Here is a 21,361-nt window from a genome sequence, read left to right as displayed (position 1 = left end):
TTTGAAGAAAATATTGTCACGATATGAGGCAGACTAAAGAAATATTAACCCAATTAGAAAACCGGTATATCAATATTGATTACTACTATACCATTATTGAGAAAATTGAGGAAAACGTTAATTTAAATCCTGATATTGCCATTGAAAGTTGCAAAGCTTTGTTGGAAGGTTTATCAAAGTTTATCTGGAAACAAATCGACAACAGCTACGATTCAGTAGTAGCTGACAAAATGGATTTTCACCCTTTGGTCAGGCAAGCTGTAACCAAACTAGGTGACTTTAACGAAGATATTGAAGTCGATTTTGTAAATAAGGTAAACAAGTTAATAGTTTCGATTGGTGAAGTACGGAACAAAAGGGGTGACATTTCACATGGAAAACTTTCGCCGAAGGAATATATGAGCGATGCACAGTTTTCGAATCTCATAGTGAATATTACCGACAACATGCTTTATTATATTTTACATTGTTTTTCAAAAGTAGTACTTGCGAAAGAATTGGAATATGAAGACAATCCAGATTTCAACGAAAAATTAGACAATGAAAATGCTTTTGGTTATTTAAGTTACAGCAAAGCTTTGTTCGTCCAGGATATTGAAGCCTATAAACAAGAATTATTGAATCATTTAGATTTGATAGAATCTAGTATTGAAAATGAGTAAACAATCTGAAGCCATATTAGAGGAACAATTGGTTATTCAACTTAAAATGTTGGGTTACGAATATGCACTTATCAATAGCGAAAAAGATTTAATTCTGAATCTGAAAACACAATTAGAAAAGCATAATGGTATTACATTTTCAACAACTGAATTTGAAAAGGTACTGAATATTTTAAGCAAAGGTTCGGTTTTCGAGAAAGCAAAAACCCTAAGACAAAAGCAGCACATTATCCGTGATAATGGCGATAATCTTTATTTCGAATATTTAAAAACCGACAATAACGGTTGGTGTCAAAATCAATTTCAAGTAACCAGTCAGGTAAGTATCGAGGGTAAATACAAAAACCGCTACGATGTGACCATTCTAATCAATGGGTTGCCCTTGGTTCAAATTGAACTAAAACGAAGTGGTTTGGAAATGAAAGAAGCGTTCAACCAAATTAACCGTTACCACAGACATTCGTTTGGTGCAAATTCGGCATTGTATCAATACGTTCAAATATTCATTATCAGCAACGGTGTAAATACTAAATACTACGCCAATAACCGCAACCAAAGTTTCAAGCAAACCTTTTATTGGACCGATATAAATAACAAACGCCTGACTAATATATTAAACGGTTTTACTTTTTCTTTTTTAGATCCTTGTCAAATCAGCAAAATGATTTGTCAATACATTGTACTAAACGAAGCAAATAAAATACCGATGGTTCTTCGGCCTTACCAGTTTTATGCCGTAGAAGCATTAATCGAAAGGGTAAAAAACAGCACCAAAAACGGCTATATTTGGCATACTACAGGTTCGGGGAAAACATTGACTTCGTTCAAAGCAAGTCAAATATTAATGAGAATGCCCGAAGTCGATAAAGTTGTTTTTGTAGTTGATCGTAAAGATTTGGATTATCAAACTACAAGGGAATTCAATAGCTTCAGCGATGGCTGCATCGATGGAACAGATAACACCAGTAATCTGGTAAAACAGTTTATTGGCACTTACGTTGACAAAAAAGGTGAAGCCAAAAATTCAAAACTAATTGTAACTACCATTCAAAAGCTAAATACAGCCATAAGTAAACTCAAATACGAGAAGAAAATGGCTGAACTGAAAGACAAACGGGTCATATTCATTTTCGACGAATGTCACCGTAGTCAGTTTGGCGAAACACATAAACGGATTAAAGAGTTTTTCAACAATTGTCAGATGTTCGGTTTTACAGGCACACCCATTTTTGCCGACAATGCCAATAAAAATGAACTTGGTAAACGTACGACCAAAGATTTATTTGAAGATTGTTTGCACAAATATGTAATTACTGATGCAATAAAAGATGAGAATGTTTTGAAATTCTCAGTTGAATACGTTGGCAGATACAAACACAAAGATGGTCGAGAAACCAATATTGACATTGAGGTAGAAGACATTGACACCAAAGAGTTGATGGAAGATGAAACCCGTTTGGAGAAGATTGCGGATTACATCATTGCTCACCACAACCGGAAAACTCACAGCAAAGAATTTACAGCTATGTTTTGCACAAGTGGAATTCCAACGCTAATTAAGTATTACGACCTCTTTAAACGGAAAAAAGAGGAAGGTCGCCACAATTTGAATATTGCTACCATTTTTAGTTACGCAGCAAATGAAGACGATGCCGATGCAAACGGTTTTTTACCTGAAGAAGTTTCTGTAGTTGAAGAACCTCAAGCATTATATGGTTTGCAAGCCCATAGTCGTGAAAAATTGGATGAATTTATTGAGGACTACAACAAACTGTTTGACACTAAATTCAGCACCAAGGACAGTGAAAGTTTTTACAATTACTACAACGATATTTCAAAAAAAGTAAAGGAACGGAAAGTTGATATTCTATTGGTGGTAAATATGTTCCTCACAGGTTTTGACAGCCCAACATTGAACACCATGTATTTGGATAAAAACCTGAAATATCACGGTTTAATACAAGCCTATTCAAGAACAAACAGAATTTTAAACGAACAGAAATCGCAAGGTAATATTGTAACGTTTAGAAACCTTAAAAATCGAACTGACGAAGCCATTACTTTATTTAGCAACAAAGAAGCTATTGAAGTAATCATCATGAAACCGTATGAAGATTATACTGTCAAATTCAATGAAGCGGTTGACGAGCTTTTAAAAATAACACCAACAACCGATAGTGTTAATGATTTAGAAAGTGAAGAAGATGAATTAAAATTCATACAGGCATTTAGAGCTTTGCTGCGTATTAAAAATATTCTTGCTGCATTTGCAGACTTCAAATGGGAAGATCTGCAAATTGATGAAAAACTCTTTAATGATTTTCAAAGTAAGTACTTGGATTTATGGCAGAAAGTTAAAACAGACCACCAAAAGGAAAAGGTTTCTATACTTGACGATGTTGATTTTGAATTGGAATTGATACACCGCGATGAAATCAATGTTACTTATATTCTTCAACTTTTAATCAAACTAAAGTCGAAGAAACAAAAAGACACCATCAAAGTAGAACAAGAGATTTTCAATTTGCTGAGTACAGAAAAGACGTTAAGGAGCAAACGTGAATTGATTGAAAAATTTATCCAAGAGAATCTCCCTGAGATAACTGATACTGAAGAAATTGTTCCTGCCTTTGAAAAATTCTGGAGCGAAGAACAACAAAAAGCGTTTGCCAAATTGGTTGAAGAAGAAAACTTATCAGCCGACAAAACAGAAAAACTCATTGAAGATTATTTGTTTGCTGAAAGGGAACCGCTACGTGACGAGATTTTAGATTTAATCGAAGGGGTAAAGCCCAGTTTATTGCAACGAAAAACACTCGGCGATAGAATTTTAAAAAGAGTTCTGAATTTTGTAGAAACTTTTATTAACGGAATGTCATAACCATGTTCTCACAATTATTTAAATTCATAAATAACCGCATTTGCATTTAGTTAATATCCTGTTAATATTTAATTCATTACTGTATTTAACTTTTCACTACAGTTTTGTAAATTTAGGTTAGTTATTCTATTCATTATTAACCTTTAAATTTAATCACATGCCTTCCACTTCCGAAACAGGCCATGCAAAGAATGTGGCCAACTATGAAAAACTAATTGCTAACATCACCGCTTTAGGAACTCCTTACAATCCTTCAAAAGCAAGTCTGAAACTTCCCGCATTAAACACCCAATTAACTGCGGCCAAAACAGCGATTGCTGCGGTTAATTCTGCCGAACCTGCCTACAAGAACGCGGTAAGTGCAAGAGATGTCGCATTTGCTCCATTAAGCAAGTCAATAACACGGGTAAACAACGCGTTGAAAGCATCTGACACCACTACACAGGTTGACGAAAGCGCATTGACTCTGGTTCGCAAGTTGCAAGGTCGCAGAGCCACCCCAAAAATGACAGAAGAAGAAAAGAAAGTTGCAGCCGAAGCCGGAAATGAAGTAACTGAGATATCATCCTCTCAGATGAGCTTCGATAACCGTATTGACAACTTAGACAAACTGGTTAAACTGCTTACATCAGTTACAGCTTATGCCCCAAATGAGGCAGATTTAAAGGTTACCGCTCTGACAACCCTTTTAACCGATTTAAAAGCAAAGAACACTGCCGTTATCACAGCCGAAGCGCCTTTGGTAAATGCCCGCATTGCCAGAAATGACGTACTTTATAAAGCAGGCACAGGCCTTGTTGACACTTCTGTAGACGTTAAAACGTATGTTAAGTCTGTTTTCGGTGCGACAAGTCCCCAATACAAAACAATTAGCGGCCTGACATTTACGAATAGAAAGTAAAAAGGTATAATAACCTCCGTGGTTTATGTAATGACCTTTGGTGGGTTTGTAACGCTCATCGATAAAGTTGTTTCTTGCATTGTAAAAGTTGTAACGACCGATGTAAAAGTTGTTTCTTGCTCTGGTAAAGTTGCAACGACCGTTGGTAAAGTTGTAACTGACACCGGTAAAGTTGTAACTTGCTTTGGTGAAGTTGCATGAAGCTCTGATAAATATATTTCTTGGCTTGACACATTTGCGACAACCGCCGGACAATAGATAACAAGGTTCGCGAAGATTGTAGCAAGCAACCGCACAAAGGCAAGCACATTTGCAATAGAAAAAATTGCAAAAGAGCTTGCCTTTTTTCCCTCCCGCAAGGATACATTTTAGCAGTTTGAAAGGTTTTAAAACCCCCACCCTCAAAAAATTAAAACCCCAAACAGCAGTTGTGCCTTGACTTTAAAATAAAATTGAAAGACAAGGTTTTAACTTGACAAAATGTTCTATATTTGATATGTAAACTAAGGAAGAATAGCGGCCAGCACCTAACATCAGCTACCCGTCAAGTGCGGCAGCAGTGGTTTTCGGTGGGCATCTTTCCGCCCGGGCTGCTTTTCGGCTTGACAGGAAATCGCCCGCAGTCCGCACCTGCGTGTAGCTTCCTACGTTATAGGCCATATTTTTTCGCCACATGAAATGTACTCGGTTTTGAATTTTCTTCATAAATGGTGAATCCTGGAGCCTGAGAAATTTTCGGAATTTGACAGAATTTTAGTTGAGAAATTATTGCTCGTTGAGAGATTTTTGGGTTGAGCGAGCGGAAACTTTTGAGAGATTTTTAAAAATGGTTTTTAAGTTTTCGGGAGTTGAGAAATTCCTGCATTTTGAGAAAGTCATGCTTTGAGAAAGCGTAATTCTTTGAGAATTTTTTAAACGATTTTTTAGGTTTTTCGGTTGGACTTCTTCTCGTTTTCATTGAGAGACAGACAAAACAGGAATTGAATTCGCGAACCGAAGTTTCGGACTTTATTTTGGGAAACCGTTGAAATTTTGTTGACAGAGTTTTGAGACACTTCAAAAATTCGTTGAATCTCAATGAATCTTTTGAGAATATTATAATAAACAAAAATAATAGTCGTAATTTCAGTGACCCAAATACGGCCAATAACATCAGCTACCCGCAAGCCGGGTCTCGCTGCTTCGTTGACTGGGAATTGGGATTTTAAAAGGCAGTTCTTCGTAGGAAATTCATCGGTTAACTCCCGTCCTGCGTGTAGCTTCCTACGTTATAGGCCATATTGGTCGCCACTTGAAACGGCATTGGTTCTTTGACAAAGTGTTATTTTGACGGTTTCGGTTGCCTAAGACATTTTTGAGGTTTGACAGAGCGAAGCTGTTTGACAAGTTTTTAAAAATTGGAGACGCAACTAATTTTACAATTATCACATCTTCTGTACATAACTTTAACTCTTTTGATATGAAAACTATAATGACAATTCTGATTTTCTCAAGCTTAATATTGTCCATGAGTTCATGCAAAAAAACTGATGATGAAAATATTGATTTTTATAAAACAGAAAATCGAATAGGGCTATGGATTAGCTATGACAAGAGAGATACTTTAGAATTTGTAAATGACTCTGATTTGATACGGAAAGGAGATTTTTATGTGTATGAAAGATATTTGTACAGGATTGAAGGAAAAACTCTTTTCATTCGACTTCCTGATTCATCATATGAAACCCAACATCCGATTTTGACACTTGACGGAACCAGTGTCGTTCTAGGAAATATGTATATAACCACAGGATTTACAGATAATTCAGGAACGTTTTTTAAAGCAAAGTGAGAATTTAACACATAAAACTAACATTGTATTTGTCTCAAATAGAGATCGCTGCGTACGCCAACTGAGAATTTCGGAGACAATATCTTACATTGACTGTGCCGGCAGCTTGAGAAAGTTTCTCGTTTTGACAGATCGGAGCCGTTTGACAGGTTTTAAAAATTTGTTTTTTTTGTTGGCTGGGTTCGACAGGTTTCCGCTTTTATTGAGAAACAAATTCATCCAAAAAGTTAATTTCCAGTTTGACACAGAATTCGCTGAGAGACAGCGATTTTTTTTTGAGAAACCCGTTTATTAACAAAAAATAATTGTTATTTCAAGTGACCAAAATACGGCCTATAACTTCAGCTACCCGCAAGTCCGGCAGCAGTGGTTTTCGGTGGGCATCTTTCCGCTCGTGCTGCTTTTCGGCTTGACAGGAAATCGCCCGCAATCCGCCCCTGCGTGTAGCTTCCTACGTTATGCGTCAGCTTATGGCGCAGTTGATACATTAATCATTACATAAAAATCAAACCAATGACAGAAGATCAATTTGATATTTTACTAAACGCTATCAACGAAATCAGAGATAGTGTAGAGAGTTTAAAGGGAGCACGTTACGATGGTAGTCACGGACACGATTTAAGTGATATTTCTGGCGAAATCAGTTCAGTAGAATCATCTATTGGAAACGTTCAGATCGCCATAGAAGAACTAAACCGAAACGTGAGAAAGCTAAATCGCTAATACTTTGCTTTTATCGGCTATTGCATAGCTAACACATTTTAAAAGATCTTGGGCTGAACTTACTGATAAGCCAATTAATAACTTTTCAACTTTTAACCCAATTTCTTTTTCTTCTTCGCTTGCATTTCTATAAGCGTGGTCTTGTAATAAATCTTCAGACATATTGTTCGTTTTTAATTTTTAATATATTCTGCCTTTAAGATAAAATTCATAATTAATCCTATAAAACTATGACACGTTTAGAACTAATAGCCAATGGACATGGAGTATTCGACAATACCAACTCACTAGGTACGATAATAGGTGATACTCCTCCCAATTTTAACATGATAATAGACGACCAAAATATAAGCCATTTGTCAAGCAATATCACAAATATTAAGTTTCATTGGTCTTTTGCTTTAACATACATGAAATTACCTATGTTCAAAATAAGATTGCATTATATAATTAAAGCAAACAAGCCAATTGCGGAAATAGAAGATGAGTATTTAATAGGAGCAATAAAAGACTCATACGACTGCCTAATTAAATCGGCATTAGAACAACAAAGATTAACTGAATACTTTAACCTTATTGACTTTCCTGTTTCTTTTGAAGTCCTTGAAAACCATGTTCTTCAAAATTATCTGGACGCTTTGCGGAATAACCACTGTGAACAGTGATGTAATTATAGCTTTCCTCCCAACCCTCTTCTGTGTCATCCACAACCATTGCATATAGCAGTTCGGCAAATTTATCGTATTGCTCTTTTAGTGATAACCCATCTAGTTCGGAAAAAGGAATGCTTAACTTTATTGTAGCCATTTTACCTTTAAATGAAAATTACAATGTTGATAATTGACCTAATAAAAGCCGAACGCATAACATCAGCTACCCGTCAATTTGGGCGTATGACTATCATTCAAGGCTTTCTATTCAAATTTACTCTGTCTGGGCTTGACTGGCTTTCGCTCGTAATCCCAAACTGCGTGTAGCTTCCTACGTTAGCAACAACCGTAACAGGACGACACAACAGAATATGAAGACGAAACTAAATATATTGACATTTGGACTTTTATGGATTTTTTGTGCTTGTAATGTTTCGACAACACAGGACAAAAAAACTGTACTCTCCAACAACGACACAATAAAAGGTTTGACTATAAAAGATGGTTCGGTTAAAATCGACACTTTTGTAATTCTGACACATCAGAATTTGGATCCGTTACTTGCAGTCATTGAAAAGACAGATTTAAAAACATATAGACAGGTCAGTGACATTCCAGCTTTTCTAGTTGACTTTCTAAAAATTGTAACTAAGGACAGCTTTTCAATCGCAAATCCAAATGAAGATTGGCAAGTTGGATGCGACGTTTCAGATGGACTTCCATCAAGACAATTAATTTATTTTGGGTTAGCTGACAATATTGCTCTTTTGACTTACCTCACAGGTGGTATTGGAGAATCAGAACACATTTTAATATTTAAATTTTCAAGTGAAAAAATAACTGACTTTTGGTGTGGCAATGTAATGGCAGACTTGACAAATAAGGAAGAAATATTAAAATATATAAAAGAAAATAGAGCAAAAAAATGGGGACTCGGGACAAATATAATTTACCTGTAAAAGAGACAGTTATATGGGACAAAAGAACGGCTGTTGCTAACTTCAGCTACCCGTCAAGTGCGGCAGCAGTGGTTTTCGGTGGGCATCTTTCCGCTCAAGCAGCTTTTCGGCTTGACAGGAAATCGCCCGCAATCCGCCCCTGCGTGTAGCTTCCTACGTTACCAGCAATATAAAATATCATACATATATGGAAAGTGAAAATAAAAGCTTAGACATTTTAGGTATAAAACCAGTAAGTAAAGCAATTGACACGTCTGTAAAAAAAACATTTCAGGGGATTGAAGCTTTTCTTAAAAGCGTTTGTGCTCCTGCTTTAGATGAAGTTGGACTAATGTTGCGCGATAAAATTCGATATTGGCGATTGAATAATATCCTACGAATTCTTGAAAAAGCTAAAGGAAAAATAAATTTTGAAAATGACAATCTCCAGATGCAGGCACACCCTAGGATCGCGCTGGCCATTATCGAGAATGGTTCACTTAACGACAATGATGAAATTCAAGAATTATGGGCTGGACTTTTTGCTTCATCTTGCACGCCCTCAGGACAAGATGATGAGAATTTGATTTTCATAGATTTACTTAAACAACTAACATCAGTAGAGGCGAAAATTTTAAATTTTACTTGTGAGAATGCTCGGAAAATTGTTTACCCAAATGGGTTAGTGACTGCTGATGATCTACAGTCCACAGGGAATGAATTATTTAGATTGACAGGCAAATCGGATTTACACAGCATTGATAGACAACTAGACCACCTTCGTTCTTTAGAATTAATTGTTGGAGGTTTCTCTGCCGAAGGAAATGATCTAATTGCAAACATTACACCGACAGATTTAGCACTAAATCTATATGTTCGTTGTCAGGGAGTTAATGAATCGACAGCAGAATATTGGAAATCAAGTTTAATAACACAAGAAGAGCTTGAAAAAGAAATACAAGCAAAAAAATTGGCAGAAGAGAAAATACGAAAGGAAAAGCTTGCAAATAAGTAGGAAAACAATAATACTGCTGGTAACTTCAGCTACCCGTCAAGCGCGGCAGCGGTGGTTTTCGGTGGGCATCTTTCCGCTCAAACCGTGTTTCGGCTTGACAGGAAATCGCCCGCAGTCCGCCCCTGCGTGTATCCTTTTCCGTTATAGGGCATTATATGAGGACACGACTAACAATATTGGTGACTATTGCATTACTAATTAATTCATGTAACTTGAGACATGAAGAGATTAATGATCGAATAGTAATTCAAGAAAATGAATTGCTAAGTCAACTTTTTTGTGACTTAATTAAGCCATTTCCTCCGCCTCCGAGAGATACAACTAAAATAGGACTGAAGAATTATGAGATAGAGATTAAAAGAATCACGGATTCTGTACAATACGAAGTTTATCTTGTTGACAGCTTGACAATGCCAGACAAATCAGATTTTCACAACATCGAACTTCCGATTGAATTTCAAGAGTTATATAATAACTTTAAGAATGACACTTTAACAAAGTCACGAAAACTTATAAAAGAAACAATAATCGTTAAAGACAATTACACAATAATTACTGATTTTAAAATTGACAGCACATATATTGAGAAGATAAGGCATCACAATTTGATTGGAATAGCTCGTTTTTCGAGAGTTTCTTTTAACTCAGATTTCACTAAAGCTTGCTTTCTTCAATCATTATCTTGTGGTCCAGAAAGTGGAGGTGGACTATTTGTTTTTGCGGAAAAAGTAGATACCCAATGGAAAATAGTCTTGAGACATTTGATTTGGGTGTCTTAGAGTTGCACAAATAACGCCCTATAACTTCAGCTACCCGCAAGCCGGGTTTTAGTGGCTCGTTGAAAGGAAATTAGTAAATTTGAAAGGCAGCTCCTCGTGGACAAATTATCGGGAAACCCCCGGCCTGCGTGTAGCTTCCTCCGTTATGCAAAACGTATAGAGCAACACAATACTTACAGAAATATAATCAATAAATTCAAAAAATATGTTTACAGTAGAACAAATAGAACAGGCACATGAAAAGGTGAAATCAGGAGCGGATTTTCCAAAATATATTCAAGAAATCAAAGAATTAGGTGTAATATCCTTTGAAACCTGGGTTAATGACAGCCATACGGAGTATTTTGGTAAAAATAATTTTAGGACGAAATCAAAATCACAATACGATGAATTAGCAATTTCGGCAAACAGCGACAAAGAAAATTTTGGTAATCGGCTAAAAGAACACCAACAGGGCAAAACTGATTATTATACTTTTTGTAAAGATTGTGCCAAAGCAGGAATTGAAAAATGGATCGTTAATCTTGACACAATGACTTGCATATATTATGACAAAGCTGAAAACGCAATTTTAATTGAACAAATACCGAAACTGTAAAAAAGAAAATCCAACAAAGCCAATATTACTCAACACCGAATCAGGAATAGGTTATCGGTTTGGCAGTTAACGTTATTTCTTAAGTTTTAGTATCAGTTTCGAGTATCAACGAGTGATAATCTAACATCATTGTTTTTGAAACAAAACCAGGCACTTGCCAATTATCATTCCTGTTTTCTTATTTTTGTTATCTGTAAATGAAGCCGATCAGGCTTATTTTAATTGCAGATTAACAAGATACATTAAAATAAAGATGAGTTTTCTATTCCCGTTTTTTTTATTGGCGTTACTGGCACTAACAATACCAGTAATTATACATCTGTTTAATTTCAAACGATATAAAACTCTCTATTTTAGCAATGTATCGCTACTGAAACGAATCAAACAGGAATCGAGGAAGAAATCGCAACTCAAACAATTGCTTATTATGCTTGCCCGGATGCTGGCTATTGCGTCACTCGTCATAGCTTTTAGCAAACCTTACATTCCATTGGGCAACCGAACTTCAAATGCATCTCAACAAGCCGTCGAAATCTACATCGATAATTCGTTTAGCATGAAAGCCGAGGGAGAAAAAGGTCAGTTACTGGAACAGGCCAAAATAAAAGCGATTGAAATTGCCAACTCCTACCCCACTGGCACGCAATTTCTGATTCTGACTAACGATTTTAATGCAGGGAATCAGTTTTCACTCAACAAAGAACAGTTTGTGAGGCAAGTTTCTGAGATTAAAGATTGTCCGCGTTCGCCCAGATTTTCAGATGTATATGCACAGGCTATCGGCGGCATTCCGGCTTCGGTAAAAAAAGCAGAAAAGACAGTTTATATCTTATCCGACTTTCAGAAAAACAGCACCAACTTTAACGCAGTTAAAACTGACTCCACGGTTTGGACCTATCTGTTTCCATTTCAGGCGGGGAAAACGAATAATTTACTGATCGACTCGTGTTGGTTTGAAACTCCGGGGCGAAAAATCGGTCAGGCCGAAAAACTTTTTGTACGGATCAAAAACTTATCGGAACAAGCGTATCAGAATATTCCAATACGCTTAACGATTAATGATTCGCTGAAAGCCATCGCAAACATCAACATTGCAGCGAGCGAAGAATCGGTTCAGGAATTGAATTACACCAACAATTCGCAGGGAATTCAGCTTTGCAAAATTGAGCTCGACGACTACCCGATCATCTTCGACAATTCGTATTATCTGAGTTACCAGGTGCGGGGAAAGATGCGGGCGCTTGGAATTTTAAATCCACAGGATAATGGTTCAAACTACCTGAAAGCTTTATTTACTGACGATGAACTGGTTGGTTACGATGAAGTGCCGGAAAACAATGTTCAGATTTCGCAGCTTAAAAATTACCAGTGCATATTCCTAATTAATAATCAAAACATAAGTTCAGGTTTAAAAAGTGAGTTGACTTCGTTTGTTGAACGAGGCGGGTCGCTGGTTATTTTTCCCGGTAAGATGAAAAGCTATGCGGAATACGATGCTTTGTTCAATTCGCTGAACGGCAAAACAATTGCCGGATTTGATACCGTTTCGATGGCTATTTCGGAAATAAATTACAACCACGATTTATATCGTGAAGTCTTCAAGAAACAGGAAAATGAAGCTGACTTACCAGTAATCAAAGGATTTGCGAGTTATGCCGATCAAATGCAAATGCCGGAAACATCGCTCCTGAAATTCCGCAATGGGAAAAGCGCTTTAAGTATGCATTCGTTTGGCGATGGAACTGTTTACACGTTTGCTTTTCCGCTGGATCAAAGTAATTTCAACTTTGTCAGGCACATTATTTTTGTTCCAACTGTTTACAACATGGTTTTGTATAGCGGCGAATCGCAAAAATATGCTTATTCAACCGAAGGCGACGAAGCCGTCGTTCTAAATCAAAACCCAGGTTCGGACGAATTAAAGGTTATGAATATCCAGACAAAAGATGAATTCAAAACTTCGGTAAGAAATCATGGAACTGAAAAAAAACAACTTCTGCTCGACGAACTGCCCAAGGAAGCCGGACATTACCTGGTCATGAATGACAATGAAACCATCCAGTCGATTTCGTACAATTACCCGCGAAAGGAATCTATTCCTGAGTTTTATTCGGAAGAAGACTTGCAAAAACTGATACAATCCAAAGAATTCAAACAATTTCAGGTGATTGAATCGTCGAATGTAAATTTCAGTGAAACACTTCAGGATTTAAGCAATGGAAAGCAGCTTTGGAAATATTTCATCATTGCTGCTATTTTCTTCTTATTCTGCGAAATAGCAATTATCCAGTTCTGGAAAAATTAAAGCAACACCAATTCCGTGTTTGAGATGCAGTAAAATTGAGAAACTGTTTAAATTTCATTCATTTTGATTTTTAGGGTTACCCCTAACTCCCGATCTTCATCGGGACAGGCTCTAAAGGGAGCCCTAAAAATCAAAAGAAACACCCTTTAGGGCTGGGGTCATTTTTTTTTTATTTCGGGCATAATTTCAAATTTTAAAACGTTTCTAAGATTTTCAAGCTCTTTCTGCCGGAATGGTAAATGAAAAGACTGATCCTTTTCCCAATTTGCTTTCGACCCAAATTGTGCCATCATTTTTCTCAACAAATTCTTTACAAAGAACCAATCCAAGGCCAGTACCTGTTTCGCCTTCGGTGCCGTGAGTCATTGTATTTTTATCTAATGTAAACAGCTTTTTGATGGATTCTTCAGAGATTCCTATCCCAGAATCAACCACATCAATCCTCACGTTTGACCCGACTAGACTTGCATTTAAATAAATCACTGAGCCTTTGACAGAAAATTTAATCGCATTAAAAACTAAATTCCGCAAAACAACTGAAATCATATCTTTATCGGCATAAACACCAAGATTTTGATCAATTTCCACAGAAAGCGTTTGCTCTTTATTTGTCAGGTTCAATTCGGCCAGTCCTTTAACGTCATTAAAAATGTCGGCTAGAACAAAATTTGTTTTGAGGATATGAATTCGATTTGTTTGCGATCTGGTCCAGATCAACAAATTCTGCAACAAATTGTATCCGTTTTCTGATGCTTCATTCAAATCTGAAATAATCTGCTCTAATTCCTCTTTTGAAAACAATTCAAGGTCTGTTTTTAGTATGCCAGTATAGCTTACCAGCACATTGAACGGATTTTTTAGATCGTGTGCTATAATTGAGAAAAATTTATCTTTCGATACATTGAGTTCATACAATTCTTTGGTTTTGTTTTTCAATTCGTTGGCCAGTTCTTTCTCTTTATATAAAAGATAAACGGTAGCACACATGAGCACCATAACTAAAACGGTTATAGCTACCCAATAAAACTGTGACGATTTTGCCGAATCAATTGCATTTAGTTGAGATCTATTTTTCACTTTCAACTCTTCAAGCTCACGGGTATTTCTACCCAATTTATACTTAGCCTGAATTTGGTAAATCATCTTATTCTTTTTCTCTCCTGCCAGACTATCGTAGATGGCATTAAACCGATCGTAACAATAAAATGCCTTTTTAAAATCCTTTTTTTGTTGGTAATAAATCGTCAGATTGCTATAAATGTCGCCAATAAAACCATGCATCTTAAGTTCAGTGGCAAGAGCCAACGATTTATTGAAATAGTCAATTGATTTTTCGTATTCATTTTTATCCAAATAAACCAATCCAATGTTGTTGTAGGCCATTGCAATGCCTTTTCTATCCTTTATTTTCTGGTATAAATTCAAGGCCTTCGAATAGTAATCAAGGCTTTTTACTAAATTTTTCTGATCGTAGGCAATGGTTCCAAAGTTATTGATGACATCAATAATCATGGTCGTATCTTTTTTCAGGATTGCCAGTTCATTTGCCTTTTCGTTGTATTCCAATGCCTTGGCCAGGTCTTTTTTGTTTTGATAACTGATGGCAATGTTTTGGTAGGTTTTGGCAATTACACTTGAATCTTTAATTGACTGACTGATTGTTAGTGCTTTATGAAAGAAATTAATGGCTTCATCATAATCTTCCAATTCGTCATAAACCATTCCCAGATTGAGAGTCACTTTTGCCAATAAAATCGAATCGTGTAATTGTTCTGCCTGTTCGAGTGCCTGATAATAAATAGCTACAGCATCTTCGTAATTACTTGAATAGTATTCGTTCTGTCCTTTTATTATCAAAATATGAACTGATTGATGTGGATTTTTGTTGGTTTTGGCTAATTGATCAGCAACATCAATCAGAGCTTCAACAGTGTCATGGTTTGTAGCTATTGGCAACAAATGGGTTGCCTTTTTAATTAGCAAGTCAAATTGGGCTTTATTACCTGAAATTGAATCATTTTGGTTAGAATATCCGAAGGAGACAGAACTCAATAAAAACATTAATGTAAAAGTAACAAAATAACGCCCCATAGTAAATTCATTCAAAAGTCAGGTAATGAAGACAAATATAATACTTTTCACTCGTAATTTTTTAAGATATATAAGCTCTGGTAGCTGGAAAAAATTGAATTGATACCCTATGACTAAAGATGTGGATTGTTGTCATATTTTATAGCAGACAAAAATCATTTGAAATCGCCTAAAATATTTCTAATTCTGCATGTCATTAACTAAAACATTGAATTATGAATAATTTAAGTGCAAAGGATTATATGGATCGTGAAGCCCAATATGGTGCACACAATTATCACCCGATACCTGTAGTTTTAGAACGGGGCGAAGGAATTTTTGTTTGGGATGTGGAAGGTAAAAAGTACTTCGACTTTCTTTCGGCCTATTCTGCAGTAAATCAAGGGCATTGTCATCCTAAAATTGTAAAGGCATTAACTGATCAGGCTCAAAAACTGGCACTGACATCAAGAGCTTTTTACAACGATACACTGGGCGAATGGGAAGAATACACGACCAAATTATTTGGTTACGACAAAATGCTGCCCATGAATTCGGGTGCTGAAGCCGATGAGACTGCGCTTAAGTTAATTCGCAAATGGGCTTATAAAGTAAAAGGAGTACCAAAAGGAGAAGCCAAGATTATTGTGTGCAACGGCAACTTCCATGGCCGTACCATTACAATCATATCCATGTCGTCTGATCCAGATGCCTACAACGACTACGGCCCTTATACTCCCGGATTTGTTAATATTCCATACAACGATATAAAGGCATTGGAAAAAGCGCTGGAAGATCCAAATGTAGCCGGATTTCTGGTTGAACCGATTCAGGCAGAAGCCGGAGTTTACGTTCCTGAAGATGGCTTCCTAAGCAAAGCATTCGAATTATGCAAAAAACATCGTGTTCTCTTTGCAGCCGATGAAGTTCAAACTGGACTTGCGCGAACAGGAAAAATGCTTGCTTGCGATCATGAAGATGTCAGGCCTGATATTTTGATTCTCGGGAAAGCCATTTCCGGAGGAATGCTCCCCGTTTCATGTGTTTTGGCCGATAATGAAATTATGCTGTGCATTAAACCCGGAGAACATGGCTCAACCTACGGCGGCAACCCGATTGCTGCGAAAGTTGCTGTTGCAGCGCTCAACGTGATCAGGGAAGAAAAACTGGCTGAAAATGCTGAGAAAATGGGTAAAATATTCCGGAAACGATTAAAATCAATCGATTCGGAACTTATTGAAATTGTTAGAGGTAAAGGACTCCTGAATGCCGTTGTAATTAATTCGGTAAATGGGATAAGTGCATGGGATGTATGTATTGCGTTAAAAAATAACGGATTACTTGCCAAGCCAACACACGAACACATCATTCGTTTTACACCGCCATTGATCATTAACGAAGAGCAGCTTACCGAAGCGCTGGATATTATTGAAAAAACATTTGCCTAATTAAGTGCATAAATGCCTGGTTTGCATGTAGTGTAGACGATTAACTACAAATTTACTGAAGGCGATAAAAGGAATCTGGATGATAACAGTTGACTTTTATCGCCTTCGGTTGTTTAATCATCAAAAGATGCGAACTTCAGCAGAAAGTATTTTCATCGAAAAGCAACCTTTTTAACATTTTATGATCTATATTAACGACTCGAAATTTTTATTCAGAAGGAATATGTTCAAGTAAAATCAGGTAAGGCTAATATTTATGAAACCCGTAAGGAAAAAAATACTAAAAATACCCGCTATTATTCTTTCAGGTTTGATACTGATTGCATTAGTTGGATTTGCGGTATTGTATTTTGGAGCCCAAAATTATTTGAATAAAAATCTTTCGGAACTGGTAGCGAAAAAGTCGAAAGGCAAATACGAACTGACTTTTGAAAATCTGCAAATTAACTTCGTGCACTGGGGTATCGAAATTGATCAGATTTCCTTCCATCCCTCCGACTCTATTCTCCGCACGGTTGACCAATCAGACATAAAGAAGCAATTTTATTCATTTTCATCACCAAATATCAGCATAAACGGGATCAAACTGATTCGGCTTATTTTTCATAAAAAGCTTGAAATTAAAGAAATCCTAATAAGTCAGCCTGAACTTAAAATTCATGGGAAGCAATCCTTGGCTGAAGATCAAAAGGATAATTTGAATGCCATTTTGCAGGAATTGAGGCCTTTGGTAACCAAAACATTTAGGTCGATAAAAATCGACAAAATTGAATTGGCCAATGCAAGTTATGATTTTTATAACCTGTTGGGCGAAACAAAAAAGCTGTCGAATGCTGAAAACATTACCATCGGAATTCTAAACTTTTATACCGATTCAATGCTGTTGCCCGATCCTGCAAAATTATTTAGTGCCGACGACATTTATTTGCGGATGCAAAAATATCAGAATAAACTGGCCGACAGTATTCACGCGATCAGTGCCGAGAGTATCACCTATTCATTGAAGCGATCATTTATCGAAGCCAAAAACATTGAATTAAAGCCAGTCAATCAGCAGATTTCAGCCAAAAGTAAATATTACTTCTTTGTTCCTTATGCAAAATTAACGACGACACACATCAACGAATTTTATCGGAATAATGCCATTCCAATTGATTCGCTCATTTTAACTGATGCACAAATAAAGTACTGGCCGGGCCAGAAACAAGCAACTACGAATTTGGAGCCCATCGAAGAATTCAATCTGAATGATTTAATCAAAGATGAATTTTCAGGTATAACGATTCAGGATTTCAAACTAAAAAACGCACAGATAAAACTGTTTCGGTCGCAAACTGATTCGACGAATCAGCAAGAATTGAAAAACATCACCTTGAACCTGAATGATTTTCGACTTGATTCCGTTTCGCAAACGGATACAAGCAGGGTATTTTATGCAAAAAACATCCATTTTTTGGCATCCGAATATGAACTGACACTTGGTGATAATATTCATCGTGTCAAAGTCGGGAACCTTGCATTTTCGACCAAAGAGAACTCTGTTCAGGTAAAAAAAATACAGATATATCCACTAAATGAGAAGAATAGAGCGCAGAAAAATACAATTGAAGCGGAATGCGATAGTGTTAAACTCGATCAGTTTAATTTCAAAAAAGCATTCCATCAAAAGCGATTTACTTTCCAGCGAATTAATATTTTCAATCCTGAAGTCAAATTAATTCAGAACGAAGCATCAACTGAAAACGAAGAACCCAACAATCCGAGTTTCATTTACAAATTGATATCCAGATACATTAATGGAATATACGCCAATCAGGTTTCGGTTCAGAAGGGGAAGCTTCAACTGGTCAATAAAACCGGAGTCATACAAACCGGGAATATCGAATCAGAAATTAAACTTCGCTTGAGTGGATTTGCTCTGGATGAAAAAAGCGTTGAAAGAACTGACCGATTATTTTATGCCGATCAGATCGATCTGGATTTCAATAATTATCAGATGCATCTGGCTGATCAGTTGCACAAATTGACCATCGAAAACCTGACCATTTCAACACGCAAAAAGCTGGCAAAGCTTCAAAACCTGCATCTTTTCCCAGTTTCTAAAGAAAACATGGAGGCCTTACTCAAACAATATAGCCGATCTGAATTGTATGAATTTACAATTCCTGAATTATCACTTACCAACGCTGATTTTCACAATGCCTTTTTCAATAAGAAGCTATCGGTAGATACGTTGAGCATAAGCTCGCCAAAGATTTATTACGAAAATTTTGAGTTACTCAAGCAAGAAAAGCCTAATGCCGATTTTGAAGATTTGTTCCGACTAATATCGAACTATCTCGATGACATACACATCAATATAGTTGATATTCCTGACGGGACTGTTCAATTGATTAATCACAGCAAAAAAGATAAAACAATTACTTTGGACAATTACTTCAGGTTGAAACTGGAAAATATGCAAATCAACGAGAGTCAGTTTAATCAAAAGAAACTGCTTTTTTCAGAATTTGTCGAATTTTCGGTTCGCGACCACTTAATCCATCTTTCGGATAACGTACATGTCTTAAAAGCCGGCGAAGTTGGCTTCTCAACCCGACGGGGCGAGGTTTTTGTGTTAAACGCCAAACTTTACCCTGAAACAAACAGCAAAGACTTTTCAACCATCCCCTGGAATATCCAACTGGCCATTCCCGAAATCAGAATTACCGGAATTGATATGGAGAAATTCTATTTCGACCATCAAATTGATGCGGATAATCTAATGATTGCATCTCCGGAAATAAAACTGTATAAAAAACGAAATAAAACTGATCCGAAGAATCTTAAGGAAATAGAATTCCCTTTGCCCAAAGAAATTGAATCAATTGCCATACGTAAATTTACGTTGAGCGATGGCTCCTTAAAAGTGTTCTCTGAAATTGGAACTAAGCCTTATCTTATGGTTCAGTCTGACATAAAAATGGGCGCGCAAAATATTCTCATCCAGAAAAACGCAAATGTTGGCAAACCTGAATTTAAGAGCGGCCAATACACCGGAAATTTGATCCAATTTAAATTTACGCCAAAGGATAAAAATCAGCAGTTCAGTATTGACGAGCTTACTTTTTCGACAAGTGATCACCAAATTCTGGCTAAAAATCTGGTGGTTAAGCCTAAAGTAAAAAACAACAAGCTTGATCAATTTGAACTTCAAATTCCAACACTTTCAATGAACGGGTTCGATATGGATAAAGCATATAAAAACGATCAATACTTCTTTGAGTCGATTGTAATCGACAAACCTTCGTTTCAACTCTTTAACAATGCCAAAGATTCAATCCGGTTTAATCCTTTTAAAGTTAATTTATATCCTCATTTTGAGAGTTTTGCCGACGTGTTTTCATCCAAATCAATGAATGTTAACGATGTCAATATAACTGTCCTCAAAAACGGACAAAAGAAAATTCAGGAACAGGTTAGTCTGAATTTAATAAAAGTGCGAATTGACAATAAACCGTCGCAGGGATTTATGCATTCGTCCGATTTTTCATTTAAAATTCCAAATCTAAAAAAGCAGACCAAACTTTACCATTACACCATTGGCGAAACTTCCTATTCGTCAGCTGGTAATCGGGTTACAGCAAAAGATATACGTATTATACCAAATTTCAGTAAAGAGAGTCATCAAAAACAAGTTGGTTTTCAATCCGACTATTTCTCTGGGAAAGTAGATTCAGTGAGTATTTCACAACCCAATATCAGGCGATGGTTCGACCAGGAAGAACTTGCTGGCAAGTATTTATCAATTAACGGACTAAATCTGGATATTTTTCGCGACAAGCAAATGCCATTTGATGAATCCCGTCGTCCGAAAATGCTACAGGAAATGATCAAATCAATGAAAATTCCGGTTTCAGTCGACTCATTAATTCTGGCAAATGCCAGAGTCATTTATTCCGAAAAAACCGCATCAGGCGACCTGGAAGGAAAGATCGGATTCTCAAAAATCCACATGCGATTGATGCCATTTACCAACATTAAGGCTGCAAATGGCGTGATTCCCGACTTTAAACTGGATGGAACAGCTACCATTCAGGATTCGTGTGAGCTTAAAGTCAGTATGAATTACCTGATGAATAATCCTGAAAATCTATTCAAAGTTAAAGGAAGCCTTAGTCAGTTTCATATGCGAATTATTAATCCGGTTTTGGAACCATTGGCTTTAGTGTCGATACGATCCGGGAAAGTGAATCGTTTTGATTTTGACTTTTCAGCGAACCAGACAAGTTCGAATGGCCAATTGTTTTTCGGGTACGACGACCTCAAAATTTCTGTTCTTGAAATGAAAGATGGAAATACAAAAGAATCAAAATTTGCAAGCTTCCTGGCAAACAGCCTTTTACTACGATCGAAAAATCCGCGTGGAAAAGAACTTCTTCCCGATGAAATCGCTTTTACAAGAGATCAAAAACGCTCGGTTCTAAATTATTGGTGGAAATCAATATTCAGTGGAATTCGGAACACTCTCGGGATCAAAGAAAACAAGCAGAACGAAACTCAACAGCCAGACCATTAAAA

16 protein-coding genes are annotated in these 21,361 nt (G+C 36.6%); 12 read left to right on the top strand and 4 right to left on the bottom strand.

Annotated features, from left to right (window positions below):
* The first annotated feature begins 23 nt into the window (after positions 1-23).
* The 3 genes from AQPE_RS22815 to AQPE_RS22805 all read left to right on the top strand — a co-directional run bounded on the left by AQPE_RS22815 (position 24) and on the right by AQPE_RS22805 (position 4,444).
* Positions 24-662 carry an abortive infection family protein gene (locus AQPE_RS22815; protein ID WP_318348788.1) on the top strand — a complete coding sequence of 213 codons (639 nt, stop codon included), beginning with the start codon at positions 24-26 and terminating at the stop codon, positions 660-662.
* Positions 655-3,543 (top strand): type I restriction endonuclease subunit R, encoded by a 2,889-nt coding sequence (locus tag AQPE_RS22810; protein WP_318348787.1) that lies wholly within the window; start codon positions 655-657, stop codon positions 3,541-3,543. The genes AQPE_RS22815 and AQPE_RS22810 overlap by 8 nt, the downstream gene beginning before the upstream one ends.
* 157 nt (positions 3,544-3,700) lie before the next feature.
* Positions 3,701-4,444 (top strand): hypothetical protein, encoded by a 744-nt coding sequence (locus AQPE_RS22805; protein WP_318348786.1) that lies wholly within the window; start codon positions 3,701-3,703, stop codon positions 4,442-4,444.
* Positions 4,445-4,467: 23 nt separating this feature from the next.
* On the opposite strand, the gene AQPE_RS22800 is transcribed toward AQPE_RS22805, so the two are convergent.
* Entirely contained in the window at positions 4,468-4,803 is a 336-nt protein-coding gene (locus tag AQPE_RS22800) for a hypothetical protein (RefSeq protein WP_318348785.1), read from the bottom strand.
* 1,100 nt (positions 4,804-5,903) lie between these two features.
* Between AQPE_RS22800 and AQPE_RS22795 the strand changes: the two genes are divergently transcribed.
* Entirely contained in the window at positions 5,904-6,275 is a 372-nt protein-coding gene (locus tag AQPE_RS22795; RefSeq protein WP_318348784.1) for a hypothetical protein, read from the top strand.
* A gap of 513 nt (positions 6,276-6,788) precedes the next feature.
* A complete protein-coding gene (locus tag AQPE_RS22790) occupies positions 6,789-6,998 on the top strand; it encodes a hypothetical protein (RefSeq protein WP_318348783.1) in 210 nt (69 codons plus the stop codon).
* Here AQPE_RS22790 and AQPE_RS22785 read toward each other — a convergent pair.
* A complete protein-coding gene (locus AQPE_RS22785) occupies positions 6,987-7,160 on the bottom strand; it encodes a hypothetical protein (RefSeq protein WP_318348782.1) in 174 nt (57 codons plus the stop codon). The two genes, AQPE_RS22790 and AQPE_RS22785, sit on opposite strands and share 12 nt — an antisense overlap.
* A gap of 411 nt (positions 7,161-7,571) precedes the next feature.
* The gene (locus tag AQPE_RS22780; protein WP_318348781.1) at positions 7,572-7,805 is read right to left on the bottom strand and encodes a hypothetical protein; all 234 of its coding nucleotides are present in this window, start codon (positions 7,803-7,805) and stop codon (positions 7,572-7,574) included.
* 214 nt (positions 7,806-8,019) lie between these two features.
* Here AQPE_RS22780 and AQPE_RS22775 point away from each other — a divergent pair, with 214 nt between their 5' ends.
* The 5 genes from AQPE_RS22775 to AQPE_RS22755 all read left to right on the top strand — a co-directional run bounded on the left by AQPE_RS22775 (position 8,020) and on the right by AQPE_RS22755 (position 13,283).
* Complete coding sequence (locus AQPE_RS22775) at positions 8,020-8,607, top strand: hypothetical protein (RefSeq protein WP_318348780.1); 588 nt, start codon at positions 8,020-8,022, stop codon at positions 8,605-8,607.
* A gap of 187 nt (positions 8,608-8,794) precedes the next feature.
* A complete protein-coding gene (locus AQPE_RS22770) occupies positions 8,795-9,601 on the top strand; it encodes an Abi-alpha family protein (RefSeq protein WP_318348779.1) in 807 nt (268 codons plus the stop codon).
* Between the two features lie 212 nt (positions 9,602-9,813).
* The gene (locus tag AQPE_RS22765) at positions 9,814-10,380 is read left to right on the top strand and encodes a hypothetical protein (RefSeq protein ID WP_318348778.1); all 567 of its coding nucleotides are present in this window, start codon (positions 9,814-9,816) and stop codon (positions 10,378-10,380) included.
* A 205-nt stretch (positions 10,381-10,585) separates the two neighbouring features.
* Positions 10,586-10,978, top strand: coding sequence for a DUF1398 domain-containing protein (locus AQPE_RS22760; protein ID WP_318348777.1), 393 nt, complete (start codon positions 10,586-10,588; stop codon positions 10,976-10,978).
* Between the two features lie 253 nt (positions 10,979-11,231).
* Positions 11,232-13,283 (top strand): BatA domain-containing protein, encoded by a 2,052-nt coding sequence (locus AQPE_RS22755; RefSeq protein WP_318348776.1) that lies wholly within the window; start codon positions 11,232-11,234, stop codon positions 13,281-13,283.
* Positions 13,284-13,496: 213 nt separating this feature from the next.
* Here AQPE_RS22755 and AQPE_RS22750 read toward each other — a convergent pair whose 3' ends face one another.
* Positions 13,497-15,266 carry a tetratricopeptide repeat-containing sensor histidine kinase gene (locus AQPE_RS22750; protein WP_318348775.1) on the bottom strand — a complete coding sequence of 590 codons (1,770 nt, stop codon included), beginning with the start codon at positions 15,264-15,266 and terminating at the stop codon, positions 13,497-13,499.
* Between the two features lie 323 nt (positions 15,267-15,589).
* Here AQPE_RS22750 and rocD point away from each other — a divergent pair, with 323 nt between their 5' ends.
* Complete coding sequence (gene rocD, locus AQPE_RS22745) at positions 15,590-16,801, top strand: ornithine--oxo-acid transaminase (RefSeq protein ID WP_318348774.1); 1,212 nt, start codon at positions 15,590-15,592, stop codon at positions 16,799-16,801.
* A gap of 256 nt (positions 16,802-17,057) precedes the next feature.
* The gene (locus AQPE_RS22740; protein ID WP_318348773.1) at positions 17,058-21,359 is read left to right on the top strand and encodes an AsmA family protein; all 4,302 of its coding nucleotides are present in this window, start codon (positions 17,058-17,060) and stop codon (positions 21,357-21,359) included.
* The last annotated feature ends 2 nt before the right edge of the window (positions 21,360-21,361 follow it).

The sequence above is a fragment of the Aquipluma nitroreducens genome, from assembly GCF_009689585.1.
Lineage (GTDB): Bacteria > Bacteroidota > Bacteroidia > Bacteroidales > Prolixibacteraceae > Aquipluma > Aquipluma nitroreducens.
This window is presented reverse-complemented; position numbering and strand designations above follow the sequence as displayed.